Annotated in this window: 13 protein-coding genes; 7 read left to right on the top strand and 6 right to left on the bottom strand. The window is 51.5% G+C overall.

Annotation, left to right across the window (positions count from 1 at the left end; all coding sequences use genetic code 11):
- Positions 1-57: 57 nt before the first annotated feature.
- From ugpA to ugpQ, 4 genes are read left to right on the top strand one after another with little or no spacing between them, the layout of a single operon-like run.
- On the top strand, positions 58-945 hold the full coding sequence (gene ugpA / locus FDW97_RS13830) for a sn-glycerol-3-phosphate ABC transporter permease UgpA (RefSeq protein ID WP_085049029.1): 888 nt from the start codon (positions 58-60) through the stop codon (positions 943-945).
- Positions 942-1,787: a sn-glycerol-3-phosphate ABC transporter permease UgpE gene (gene ugpE / locus FDW97_RS13825; protein WP_006687455.1), complete on the top strand. Its 846-nt coding sequence runs from the start codon at positions 942-944 to the stop codon at positions 1,785-1,787. Before ugpA ends, ugpE begins: the two co-directional genes overlap by 4 nt.
- Before the next feature lies 1 nt (position 1,788).
- A complete protein-coding gene (locus tag FDW97_RS13820; RefSeq protein ID WP_069323779.1) occupies positions 1,789-2,859 on the top strand; it encodes a sn-glycerol-3-phosphate import ATP-binding protein UgpC in 1,071 nt (356 codons plus the stop codon).
- Positions 2,856-3,599 carry a glycerophosphodiester phosphodiesterase gene (gene ugpQ / locus FDW97_RS13815; RefSeq protein ID WP_069323780.1) on the top strand — a complete coding sequence of 248 codons (744 nt, stop codon included), beginning with the start codon at positions 2,856-2,858 and terminating at the stop codon, positions 3,597-3,599. The genes FDW97_RS13820 and ugpQ overlap by 4 nt, the downstream gene beginning before the upstream one ends.
- On the opposite strand, the gene FDW97_RS13810 is transcribed toward ugpQ, so the two are convergent.
- Positions 3,596-4,039: a DUF2756 family protein gene (locus tag FDW97_RS13810; protein ID WP_038634965.1), complete on the bottom strand. Its 444-nt coding sequence runs from the start codon at positions 4,037-4,039 to the stop codon at positions 3,596-3,598. The genes ugpQ and FDW97_RS13810 overlap by 4 nt on opposite strands.
- 117 nt (positions 4,040-4,156) lie before the next feature.
- On the opposite strand from FDW97_RS13810, the gene ggt reads away from it, so the two are divergent.
- Complete coding sequence (ggt, locus tag FDW97_RS13805; protein ID WP_170973683.1) at positions 4,157-5,902, top strand: gamma-glutamyltransferase; 1,746 nt, start codon at positions 4,157-4,159, stop codon at positions 5,900-5,902.
- A gap of 44 nt (positions 5,903-5,946) precedes the next feature.
- Here the strand turns inward: ggt and FDW97_RS13800 are convergent, their stop codons facing one another.
- The 5 genes from FDW97_RS13800 to yhhY all read right to left on the bottom strand — a co-directional run bounded on the left by FDW97_RS13800 (position 5,947) and on the right by yhhY (position 10,722).
- The gene (locus FDW97_RS13800) at positions 5,947-6,981 is read right to left on the bottom strand and encodes a phosphotriesterase (protein ID WP_069323782.1); all 1,035 of its coding nucleotides are present in this window, start codon (positions 6,979-6,981) and stop codon (positions 5,947-5,949) included.
- Positions 6,978-7,949 (bottom strand): DMT family transporter, encoded by a 972-nt coding sequence (locus FDW97_RS13795; RefSeq protein ID WP_069323783.1) that lies wholly within the window; start codon positions 7,947-7,949, stop codon positions 6,978-6,980. The genes FDW97_RS13800 and FDW97_RS13795 overlap by 4 nt, the downstream gene beginning before the upstream one ends.
- Positions 7,950-8,002: 53 nt before the next feature.
- Complete coding sequence (locus FDW97_RS13790; RefSeq protein ID WP_085049026.1) at positions 8,003-8,764, bottom strand: glutamine amidotransferase; 762 nt, start codon at positions 8,762-8,764, stop codon at positions 8,003-8,005.
- Positions 8,765-8,779: 15 nt separating this feature from the next.
- Positions 8,780-9,994, bottom strand: coding sequence for a PfkB family carbohydrate kinase (locus tag FDW97_RS13785; RefSeq protein WP_069323785.1), 1,215 nt, complete (start codon positions 9,992-9,994; stop codon positions 8,780-8,782).
- A 239-nt stretch (positions 9,995-10,233) separates the two neighbouring features.
- A complete protein-coding gene (gene yhhY / locus FDW97_RS13780) occupies positions 10,234-10,722 on the bottom strand; it encodes an N-acetyltransferase (RefSeq protein ID WP_069323786.1) in 489 nt (162 codons plus the stop codon).
- 330 nt (positions 10,723-11,052) lie between these two features.
- Between yhhY and FDW97_RS13775 the strand changes: the two genes are divergently transcribed.
- Positions 11,053-12,090 (top strand): oxidoreductase, encoded by a 1,038-nt coding sequence (locus FDW97_RS13775; protein WP_137351185.1) that lies wholly within the window; start codon positions 11,053-11,055, stop codon positions 12,088-12,090.
- Positions 12,091-12,213: 123 nt separating this feature from the next.
- A complete protein-coding gene (gene yhhW / locus FDW97_RS13770) occupies positions 12,214-12,909 on the top strand; it encodes a quercetin 2,3-dioxygenase (RefSeq protein ID WP_085049023.1) in 696 nt (231 codons plus the stop codon).
- The last annotated feature ends 76 nt before the right edge of the window (positions 12,910-12,985 follow it).

Here is a 12,985-nt window from a genome sequence, read left to right as displayed (position 1 = left end):
TGCGCGTAGGTCGGATAAGCGTAGCGCCATCTGGCGCTGTTCAGGAATCAAACCTCAATGTCCTCATCCCGTCCGGTGTTTCGCTCGCGCTGGCTTCCCTATTTACTGGTGGCCCCGCAGTTGGTTATCACCGTTATTTTCTTTATCTGGCCCGCCGGTGAAGCGCTGTGGTACTCGCTACAAAGCGTTGATCCTTTTGGCCTTTCCAGCCAGTTTGTCGGACTGGAAAACTTTGTCGCGCTGTTCCATGACCCGTACTACCTTGATTCGTTCTGGACGACGATAAAGTTCAGTACGCTGGTTACGGTAAGCGGCCTGCTGGTGTCGCTGTTTTTTGCTGCGCTGGTGAATTATGTCGTGCGCGGTAGCCGTTTTTACCAGACGTTGATGCTGTTGCCCTACGCCGTTGCGCCCGCCGTTGCCGCCGTACTGTGGATCTTCCTGTTTAACCCGGGTCGCGGGCTGATCACCCATTTGCTCGCTGAGTTTGGCTATGACTGGAATCACGCGCAAAACAGCGGTCAGGCCATGTTTCTGGTGGTGTTCGCGTCGGTCTGGAAGCAGATTAGTTACAACTTCCTGTTCTTCTTTGCCGCACTGCAATCTATTCCCCGGTCGTTGATCGAAGCCGCCGCGATTGATGGCGCAGGACCGGTTCGCCGTTTCTTTAAACTGGCGCTGCCGCTGATTGCGCCGGTCAGTTTCTTTTTGCTGGTGGTTAATCTGGTGTATGCCTTCTTTGACACCTTCCCGGTGATCGACGCCGCCACGGCAGGTGGGCCGGTACAGGCGACCACGACGTTGATTTATAAGATCTATCGTGAAGGCTTTGTCGGCCTGGATCTCTCTGCGTCAGCCGCGCAGTCGGTGGTGCTGATGTTCCTGGTCATTATTTTGACGGTGGTGCAGTTCCGCTATGTGGAAAGTAAGGTGCGTTACCAATGATTGAGAACCGTCGTGGGCTGACAATATTCAGCCATACCATGCTGATGCTGGGAATCATGGTGATCCTGTTCCCGTTGTACGTCGCGTTTGTCGCGGCGACGCTGGACAACAAAGCGGTATTTGAAACGCCGATGACGCTGATTCCCGGCACGCAGTTGCTGGAAAACATGAAATACATCTGGGTCAACGGCGTGGGCGTCAACAGCGCTCCGTTCTGGCTGATGATGCTCAACAGTTTCATCATGGCGTTCAGTATTACGGTGGGGAAAATCACCGTCTCTATGCTCTCCGCATTCGCCATCGTCTGGTTTCGCTTTCCGCTGCGCAATCTGTTCTTCTGGATGATTTTTATCACCCTGATGCTGCCGGTTGAGGTGCGTATTTTCCCGACGGTAGAAGTGATCGCCAACCTGAAAATGCTCGACAGCTACGCGGGCCTGACGCTGCCGCTGATGGCGTCGGCTACCGCGACCTTCCTGTTCCGTCAGTTCTTTATGACCCTGCCGGATGAGCTGGTTGAAGCGGCGCGTATTGACGGCGCGTCACCGATGCGCTTTTTCCGCGATATCGTGCTACCGCTGTCAAAAACCAATCTGGCGGCGCTGTTCGTGATCACCTTTATTTACGGCTGGAACCAGTATTTGTGGCCGTTGTTAATTATTACCGATGTCAACCTGGGCACTGCGGTAGCGGGCATCAAAGGCATGATCGCCACCGGCGAAGGTACCACCCAATGGAATCAGGTGATGGCAGCCATGCTGCTGACGCTCATCCCTCCGGTAATCATCGTGTTAGCCATGCAGCGTGCCTTTGTGCGTGGTTTAGTGGACAGTGAGAAATAAAATGGCAGGACTCAAACTACAGGCAGTAACCAAAAGCTGGGATGGCAAAACCCAGGTGATTAAACCGCTGACGCTGGACGTTGCGGACGGGGAGTTTATTGTGATGGTCGGGCCATCCGGCTGCGGCAAGTCTACGCTGTTGCGGATGGTGGCCGGGCTGGAGCGGGTCAGCGGCGGCGATATCTGGATCGATAATAAGCGCGTCACCGAGATGGAGCCGAAAGATCGCGGCATTGCGATGGTGTTCCAGAACTATGCCCTCTACCCACATATGAGCGTAGAAGAAAACATGGCCTGGGGGCTGAAGATCCGTGGAATGGGTAAGGAGCATATTGCCGAGCGGGTGAAAGAGGCGGCACGTATTCTCGAACTGGGTGAACTGCTCAAACGTCGCCCACGCGAACTTTCCGGCGGCCAGCGTCAGCGCGTGGCGATGGGACGGGCGATTGTTCGCGATCCGGCGGTATTCCTGTTCGATGAGCCGCTTTCTAACCTCGATGCCAAGCTGCGCGTCCAGATGCGTCTGGAGTTACAACATCTGCATCGCCGACTGAAAACCACCTCGCTGTATGTGACGCACGATCAGGTTGAAGCGATGACCCTTGCCCAGCGGGTGATGGTGATGAACAAAGGCATTGCCGAGCAGATCGGTACGCCGGTTGAAGTGTACGAGAAACCTGCCAGCCGCTTTGTGGCGAGCTTTATCGGCAGCCCGGCGATGAACCTACTGGATGGGCGTATTAGCGCTTCGGGTACGCATTTTGAACTGGATGACGGCATGGCTTTGCCCATCGCCAGGAGCGTCCGGGAGTGTATTGGGCGTAACATGACGCTGGGTATCCGCCCGGAGCATATTGCGTTAAGCTCGCAGGCCGATGGCGGTGTGCCGTTGGTTGTCGACACGCTGGAAATGCTGGGCGCGGATAACCTGGCGCACGGGCGCTGGGGCGAGCAAAAGCTGGTGGTGCGACTGGCGCATCAGCATCGCCCGACGGCAGGCAGCACGCTGTGGCTGCATCTGCCAGAAAATCATTTGCATCTTTTTGATGGCGAAACAGGACAACGCGTATGAGTAACTGGCCTTATCCCCACATTGTCGCCCATCGCGGCGGCGGTAAGCTGGCTCCGGAAAACACCCTGGCGGCGATCGACGTGGGGGCGCGATACGGGCATACCATGATTGAGTTTGACGCTAAGTTGTCGAAAGACGGCGAGATCTTTTTGCTGCACGACGACAATCTCGAACGGACCAGTAACGGCTGGGGCGTGGCGGGTGAACTGAACTGGCAGGATCTATTACGCGTGGACGCAGGCGGTTGGTTTAGCGGCGAGTTTAAAGGCGAACCGCTGCCGCTGCTCTCGCAAGTGGCCGCGCGCTGCCGTCAGCACGGCATGATGGCGAATATTGAAATTAAACCCACTACCGGCACCGGAACGCTAACCGGCAAAGTCGTGGCGCTGGCCGCGCGTGAACTGTGGGCGGGAATGACGCCGCCGCTGTTGTCGTCTTTTGAAATTGACGCGCTTGAAGCGGCGCAGCAGGCGGTTCCAGAACTGCCGCGCGGTTTACTGCTTGATGAATGGCGTGACGACTGGCGCGAACTCACTACCCGGCTCGGCTGCGTCTCGATTCATCTTAATCATAAGCTGCTGGATGAAACGCGCGTGGATGCGTTGCGCGACGCGGGGCTACGTATTTTGGTTTATACCGTCAACCGACCCCAGCGCGCGGCAGAGCTGCTGCGCTGGGGAGTGGACTGCATCTGTACCGATGCTATTGATACGATAGGACCGGATTTTCAACCCTATTAAGGCCCAATCGTTTTTAACGGAACGTTAGGCTGCGGCGTGCTGGAGGGCTTCAGCATGTCGCCGTTCTTTTTCTCTGACAGCATATGTTGCTGTTTATTCAGCGAACTGTCCGGGTTGCGGGTTCCGTTCAACATGCCACCGTTGCTGTTGGGCAGCATCTGCTGTTGACCCGAATTCAACTCTCCAGGCTGGGACTGAAGGACTCGCTGGGAATTGGTGTTGATTTGGTTTTCCATGTGCTGTTGCTGCATGCGGGTTTGCGTTTGCAACTGCTGGTTGAGCATCCCTTTTTGCTGAATTTGCTGCGTTTGCATTTGGGTTTGCATACGCTGCTGGCTCGGGATCTGGTAACCCGGTTGATTCGGGTTATTCATGGTGTTGATGGGCTGTGCAAAGCCTGCAAACGGCAATAGCATGGCTAAAAGTAAGAGTCGTTTCATCGCTTTTCTCCTCTCGGGGATCGCTTAAGTTTACTCCTTTCTCGCCGTTACGATGATTATTTCAGAGTTATGCACCAGGCTTAGTGGGGGCCGACCCCATACATCTGGAGAATAACGATGATAAAACCGACGTTTTTACGCCGGGTAGCCATTGCTGCTCTGCTCTCAGGAAGTTGTTTTAGCGTTGCTGCCGCGCCGGCAGCGCCACCGCCGGTATCCTACGGTGTCGAGGAAGATGTGTTCCATCCCGTGCGTGCGCAGCAGGGAATGGTAGCCTCGGTGGATGCGTTAGCCACCCAGGTCGGGGTGGATATCCTCAGACAGGGGGGCAATGCCGTTGATGCCGCCGTCGCCGTTGGTTACGCGCTGGCGGTGACGCATCCTCAGGCGGGGAACCTGGGCGGCGGTGGTTTTATGCTGCTGCGCACCAAAGACGGTAACACTACGGCGATTGATTTTCGTGAAATGGCGCCTGCTGCGGCGACCCGTGATATGTTCCTCGACGATCAGGGTAACGCCGATGCGAAAAAGTCGCTGACGTCGCATCTGGCATCCGGTACGCCGGGTACCGTGGCGGGTTTCTCGCTGGCGCTGGAGAAATACGGCACGATGCCGCTGAATAAAGTAGTGCGTCCGGCGATGAAGCTGGCGGAAGAGGGTTTTGTGGTTAACGATGCGCTGGCCGACGACTTAAAAACTTACGGCAGCGAAGTGATCCCTAATCATGAGAACAGCAAAGCCATTTTCTGGAAAGACGGCGAGCCGCTGAAGAAGGGCGATAAGCTGGTCCAGAAAAATCTGGCGAAAAGCCTGGAAATGATTGCCGAAAACGGCCCGGATGCGTTTTATAAAGGGGCGATTGCCGACCAGATTGCCGGGGAAATGCTGAAGAACGGCGGTCTGATGACCAAAGAGGATTTAGCCAGCTATAAAGCCGTTGAGCGTACGCCCATCAGCGGTGACTATCGCGGATATCAGGTCTTCTCCATGCCGCCGCCATCCTCGGGCGGTATTCACATCGTGCAAATTCTCAATATTCTTGAAAACTTCGACATGAAGAAGTACGGCTTTGGCAGCGCCGATGCCATGCAAATCATGGCGGAAGCGGAAAAATACGCCTATGCCGACCGTTCAGAGTATCTGGGTGACCCGGACTTTGTGAAAGTGCCGTGGCAGGCGCTGACCAACAAAGCCTATGCGAAAACGCTGGCCGATCAAATTGATATCAACAAGGCCAAACCTTCCAGCCAGATAAAACCGGGCAAGCTCGCCCCGTATGAAAGCAACCAGACCACCCACTTCTCGGTGGTGGATAAAGACGGCAATGCCGTGGCGGTGACCTATACCTTGAATACAACCTTCGGCACCGGGATTGTGGCGGGTAATACCGGTATTCTGCTCAATAATGAAATGGACGATTTCTCTGCCAAGCCGGGCGTGCCGAACGTATACGGACTGGTGGGCGGCGATGCCAACGCGGTCGGGCCGAAGAAGCGTCCGCTGTCGTCGATGTCGCCGACTATCGTGGTAAAAGACGGGAAAACCTGGCTGGTGACCGGCAGCCCTGGCGGGAGTCGAATCATCACTACTGTGCTGCAAATGGTAGTGAACAGCATTGATTTCGGAATGAACGTCGCCGAAGCGACCAACGCGCCGCGCTTCCATCATCAGTGGTTGCCGGATGAGCTTCGCGTCGAGAAGGGCTTCAGCCCGGACACGCTCAAGTTGCTGGAGCAAAAAGGACAGAAAGTGGCGCTGAAAGAGGCGATGGGCAGCACGCAAAGTATTATGGTTGGGCCGGATGGCGCCCTGTATGGCGCGTCCGACCCGCGTTCCGTGGATGACTTAACGGCGGGATACTGATTTTTACTACCAGGCCCGGTGTCAGGCACCGGGCTATTTGCAGATTATGCCGTGAGTAATCGAGCTGGATTATCAATACAGAGTTTGCGAAGAGTATCTTTGTCTACTCCTCGGGCAGCCAGATAGGCGAGGAAGACATTCGGTACAAACCCCCAGCCATTTCCGCCATTTTTCGCCCACATCTGTTTGAGAAAAACGTCATGGCTTAAAACGATTTGGTCGGCATAACCCAACTCAATCAGATGTGCTACCGCATCAGCTGTCTCCTGAACGCCCGGCGCGACACCTTCTTTTGGGAAGGTAATGTCCAGACCAATCATGTCAAATTCAAGCCATACGCCGCGGTCGAGCATTTTACGTTGATAGACGACATCTTTTCCTGAAGGGTCCGAATGCGCCAGCGAGACTTTTGCCGGAGAGACGTTCATTTCTTCCAGCACAATATCCAGCACCTCATCCCCCAGTCGCAGCCACCCCGGCATATGGATATTCATCGCCGTGTGGGGGTTGTTACATTGTGCCAGAGACGCTGCTCGCAGGCTGTTACGCTCCGCTTGGGTAAAAGCAGGTGATACGCCGATTTCACCGATCATGCCAGCACGAATATCCGTCTCGCCAATACCCTGATTCAGTTCTTTATCAATGAGTGAGGCTAACAGCTCGACAGGTTTATGGATCCGGGTGCTTTCAAATTTCTCCAGATAAGGCCCCGATGACGCAACGATATTCAAACCCGTTTTTAAGGCAACTTCTCGTAGCGCTGAGGCGTCCCGCCCAATGGATTCTGATCCCGTGGCGTCGACAATCGTCCTGCCGCCCAGGGACATAAAGTTATTGATTTCAAAGATAACATCATCAATCTCTTTTCGGTCCATGTTATCGGCGCAGCAGTAGGGGTCGTGTTTCAGCCCCCACTGCAGGTCAGCACTGACTTTCTTTCCCACCAGTTGCTGTGAAAAAGCATAATGTGGCTCGTCAACGACCGATGACAGATCGTTAAACAGATGTTCATGCGGTAGCGTCAGACCCATATCAGTATTCGCCACCGGGCCAGTTACGGTTTGCAGGAAACCTTTCATCCTGACACCTCCATTTTTTGCGCCATTTTGGATGCTCTGTATTCAGGTATGGTGGTAACAATCGCACCGACTAACGCGAACAGCGTACCGATGATGGTGACCAGGTAGACCGTATTGCCTAATGAAGGGATCAATTCATCAATTAGCACAGAGCCAAGCAGTTGGCCCGCTGTTGACGCTACGCCCAGCATCAATAGCCCTAAGCCTCTCACCAGAATCGCCATTAGCCCGATGGACAGCAGACCCAGAGGACCACCGAGATACATCCACCATGTATCGGGTAACTGGACGGTGACATGGCCTAATGCGATACGGATCGCCAGCGCCGCGCCCAGGACACAAAAGCCGACAATGAAGTTCCATGTAATGGACACCAGCATGGAGCCTGTTGCCTCGGCGACTTTAGCATTCCCCGCAGGCTGCCACCCAGCGAGTAACCCTGCCAAAAAGGGAAGGATAGCGAGCAGGATAAACGAGGTTGAGTGCCACTGTGGCGACACGACAAAAACTGTGGCGATAACTGCGAACAATGCGCCAGTAATGCGCCATGGCGTAAAATATTTCTTCTCATCCACACCGACGCCAAAACGGTCGCACAGCAGGCCGGAAAGGAGCAGGGCGGAAATTAATGCCGTTTGAAAGGTGGCAACGCCCAGCGCGCTGGCGGATGCGCCTTCAGAAAATACGACCATCGCCCCGCATAATCCTGCAAACCAATTCCATAGCGGGATTTTTCTCTTTTTAATCAGAGTGGGTATTGAGGCGAATTGCTGGCGTGTTTCTTTGCGCGCAATAATAATAAAAAACATGACGACCAGACCGCTGGCAAACGAGATTACTGCGCAAGCATTACCGTCTTGTAACCAGTGCCCTAACTGTCCATTAACGGCAGACTGCATCGGGGAAAGCATACCGGCTAAGATGGTGGCAAGCATCAGTAAGGGGGTTGAGTACTTATTCTTGTTCATACATCAATCCTTATATTTTATAAAAGGAGTAACTTTCGTTACTCCATTGTTTTTTATTTTCTGGCGATGAATTGAAGCGTGTTGACCCACAGGTCGGTATAAAATGGCCATGACATAAACTGCTGGGTTCCCCAGTGTGGGGAGCAGTCACTCATAAAGCAGGCGGTTTTACCCTGTTGGTATTCACCGAACACTAACAATGGGTCATTATTTATTGTTAAGACAACATCGGCATCGTCTCTGGCGACGACCTGGTTATATCCCAGAAATACCGGATAATCTGAGAATCCGTTAACAACAGGATGTTCAGGTGAGGCAGCCTCAGCATAGATACCCTCTGGCTTTTCTACCCGGTCATCGCCATCAAGCATAATAACTGGCAGAACCTCAGCAAGAACGGTGTTCTTATAATTGGCTTTTGCCTCAATACCCATAAATGACAGATAGCCGCCAATCATGAGTAGTCCACCGCCATTTTTGACGTACTCTTTAATTGATTCCAGGGCATTTGGCTTTATTTTTAGCTGATAAAATGTCTCATTTTGCAACAGGAAGGTATTGCTACCAATGTCGCTAATAACAATAACATCGTAACGGTTTAACTCATCAATGTTCTCTGGAAATGCAATTTGTACCGTGTGGGCAGGCATGTAATCAATTTCAACGCCGCCTTTCCTCAAGCATTCCAGTAACCATGTGGCGCCTTCTTCATATTTACTGGAAGTGAAGCTGTCATAACCTTTTGAATGAATCATGTGAATATGCCAGGATTCTCCAATAAAGAGCACATTTAGTTTTTTCTGCGTATTGTTCATAGTCTGCCCCTTGATTTAGTGAGTAGAGATAGTTTGTTTGTAATGTGAACCCTGAATGCGATGAAGAACGGATTCGTTTTCCGGCATATCAGACGCATTCGGTGTTTCAACCGCAAGCGAGGCAAATGCGCTGGCGTAGCACAATGCGGATGCCAGTGATTTTCCTTTAGCAAGGCCAGAGGCGAGAGCACCATTGAAAGCGTCGCCAGCGCCAGCAGTGTTTTTTACTACTGCCGGAAATGCCGGGGAATAGATGAATTGTGTTCCGTCATAAGCGAGAGAACCTTTGCTACCTAACGTAATAATGGTATTTTTGACGCCTTTCTGATGAATAATTTTGGCTGCGCATTTGGCTGATTCGATATCATTAACCGCCATATTGGCCAGCAGGCCCGCTTCCGTTTCATTCGGCGTAATATAGTCAATGTTATCAATGATGGTGTTAACCATGTCATTGTATGGCGCTGGATTGATAATGACTGGTATGTCATTTTTTTGTGCGAGACGAATTGTTTGCTGCAGTGCTTCGTAATTCGTCTCCAGTTGTACAAGAACAATATCTGAATGAACAATGGCTTCTTTCTGAATGGTGATTTCATCAGGGGAAATTGTCATGTTGGCGCCAGGGTAGATAGCGATGACATTATCTCCGGTATCTCCATTCACCATGATGGTTGCTGTACCTGTTTGTGTTTCTTTGGTCTGGTAGATAACACTTTTATGGATTTTTGATGAGTTTATAAAATTAATGGCGTAATCACTAAAATGGTCTGAACCTACTTTAGTAATAAAATGCACATCAGAATCGGCATAGCTCGCGGCTAATGCCTGATTACATCCCTTACCGCCGGGTGAAAAAATAAATTTATCGGCAAGCAATGATTCTCCCGTTGAGGGTAATCTCGGTAGATAACTGATAATATCAACATTGAACGAGCCAATAACACATACATTATTTTTCATGGCAGAGAGACCTTTTTTTATTTTCTGTGCTGATTCATATTTTTCCAGCACATAAGCAATTTCATTTTTTGCGACGTTATCAAGAGAATCAAGGGTAATAAATGCACCACCATGACAGCGAGTAAGATATCCCTGTCCGGCAAGTTCATTGAGATCTGAACGAATAGTTTCCTTTGTTACCTTGAGACATTTCGCCAGATTTGAAACTTTTACAGCTCCCGAAATACTGAGTTCCTTCAATATTCTATGATGGCGTTCAAATTTCATTTTTTACCTCACCGTGGTTAAGTTAGTCCCGGGAGGAGTATATTGTTGTGATTGTCACCATAAAGTGACGGCAGAAACCAAAAAAAAACAAAAATGTAATATTAATATTGCTAAAATTACGGAGAAAACAGTGATAAAGATTAAAGTGATAATAACCATAAGACTCAGGTGGTTATTGTTCTGATAGAGGAGAAGTAGATCACAATAACTGGAATGATCTGAAGTGGGGCGGGGAAGTTTTATTTCACGCGCGCCATAAAGTACGCATCAACATACTCACCGTTGCGCAGGCCGTATCTCTTACCGGTGCCTTCGATTTCAAAGCCGTACTTCTTATAGACTGCCACGGCGGGCTCATTATCAACAAATACCGTTAGCTCAATGCGGTCAACGCGCAGCCAGTTGTCGCACATGTCGATCATGGTGCGGATCAGCGCGCTGGCGACGCCGCGGTTTTGCCAACGAGCGTCAACGCAAATACCGAAATCAGCGACGTGGCTGCGGCGCGGGCGCTGGGCAACTGCAATGGAAAGATGTCCCACGACGATATCATCGATGCAGGCCACCAACTGTTTGATCCCCGGCTGATCGGCAAGTCGCGTTTGCCACATCTCCATGGAAGGATGAGGAACCTGTAGCGTGTTGTGGTACACCTCCGGCTGGGCGTGAATCTGACGAATGGCGTCGTAATCTTTCGGTTCAGCGTGGCGTATCACTATCTCACTCATTCCTTATCTCCTGCAGGGTTAATTGAGCATTTACACTCGCTGAGAAAGAAAATTCCGTCAACTGCATTTTTTTGCAAAAAGAAGTAGACAAGTGCGAATGAGAATGATTATTATTGCTCTGCGTTCAGGGGAACCCCTACGGAGAACCTGAAAGCACGACATTGCTCACATTGCTTCCAGTATTATTTTAGCCAGCTTTTGCTGGCTTTTTTTTTGGGTTTTGTTTCAGCCTGGCTTACTTGCCATTTTGTCCCCGGCAAAGAATCAAATATTCAGTCTCCTCACGCTTTGCGCTATGGTGTAAACAATCACCTTCAAAAGGATCGTCTCATGACCTTACACTGCGCATTTATTGGATTCGGTAAAAGCACCACCCGTTACCATCTCCCTTACGTTCTGAATCGTAAAGATACCTGGCATGTCGCGCATATTTTCCGTCGTCACGCTAAACCGGAAGAGCAGGCGCCGATCTATTCCCACATTCACTTCACCAGCGATCTGGATGAGGTGCTGGGCGATCCGCAGGTAAAACTGGTGATCGTCTGTACACATGCTGATAGCCATTTTGAATATGCCAAACGCGCGCTGGAGGCGGGTAAAAGCGTGCTGGTTGAGAAACCGTTCACGCCGACGCTGGCGGAAGCAAAAGTGTTGTTCGAACTGGCGCGAAGCAAAGGACTGACCGTCACGCCGTATCAGAATCGTCGTTTTGATTCCTGTTTTCTCACGGCTAAAAAAGCGATTGAGAGCGGCAAACTGGGTGAAATAGTGGAAGTTGAAAGCCATTTTGACTACTACCGACCCGTGGCGGAAACCAAACCGGGCCTGCCGCAGGACGGCGCATTCTATGGTTTGGGCGTACACACCATGGATCAGATTATCTCGCTGTTCGGGCGTCCCGACCATGTAGCCTATGACATTCGCAGTCTGCGCAACAAGGCGAACCCGGATGATACCTTTGAAGCGCAGTTGTTCTACGGTGACCTGAAAGCCATTGTGAAAACCAGCCATCTGGTGAAAATCGACTATCCGAAGTTTATTGTTCACGGCACCAAAGGCTCGTTTGTGAAGTACGGTATCGACCAGCAGGAAACCAGCCTGAAGGCCAATATTATGCCCGGCGAACCCGGTTTCGCCGCTGACGATTCTGTTGGTGTGCTGGAGTATGTCAATGATGATGGCATTACGGTGAAAGAAGAGGTGAAACCGGAAGTGGGGGACTACGGTCGCGTCTATGATGCGCTGTACCAGACGCTGACCGTCGGTACGCCTAATTACGTCAAGGAATCTGAAGTTCTTACCAACCTGGAAATCCTCGAACGGGCCTTCGAACAGGCGTCTCCCGCGACGATAACCCTCGCCAAATAGCTCTTACCGACTCCTCTGAGGTTGTTCATATTTTTTGAACAGAGGAGTCAATTTTCACCCTCTATGATCCCAGACGGATTAGGTCCACACTTACTCCATCGAAAACATCTGGGGGTGAACATAATGATCTATTTACGCAAAGCGAATGACCGTGGTCATGCGAATCATGGCTGGCTCGATTCCTGGCATACCTTTTCTTTTGCTAACTACTATGACCCGAACTTTATGGGGTTCTCGGCACTGCGCGTGATTAACGATGATGTGATCGACGCAGGTCAGGGCTTTGGCACTCACCCCCATAAAGACATGGAAATCCTGACCTACGTACTGGAAGGCGTGGTGGAGCATCAGGACAGCATGGGCAACAAAGAGCAGGTTCCGGCCGGTGAATTCCAGATTATGAGCGCCGGGACGGGGATCCGACACTCGGAGTACAACCCGAGCAATACTGAGAAACTGCACCTGTATCAAATCTGGATCATGCCGCAGGAAAACGGGATTACGCCACGCTATGAACAGCGCCGTTTCGATGCGGTGCAGGGCAAACAACTGGTGCTGTCGCCGGATGCCCGCGATGGTTCGCTGAAAGTGTACCAGGATATGGAGTTGTACCGCTGGGCGCTGCTCAAAGATGAGCAGTCGGTGCATCAGATTGCCGCCGAGCGCCGCGTCTGGATCCAGGTGGTAAAAGGCAATGTCACCATTAACGGAACCAAAGCCACCACCAGCGATGGTCTGGCAATCTGGGATGAGCAGGCAATTTCGATTCATGCCGATAGCGACAGCGAAGTGTTACTGTTTGACCTGCCGCCAGTCTAACGTGCTGTAGCCCTTTGTAGGCCGGATAAGACGCGAAAGCGTCGACATCCGGCTTTTCATCGTTTGTCATTAATTC

This window comes from Citrobacter sp. wls708 (assembly GCF_005281255.1).
Classification (GTDB): Bacteria; Pseudomonadota; Gammaproteobacteria; order Enterobacterales; family Enterobacteriaceae; genus Citrobacter; species Citrobacter werkmanii.
Note: the sequence above shows the minus strand (reverse complement) of the source record. Positions and strands in the feature narration are given on the sequence as shown.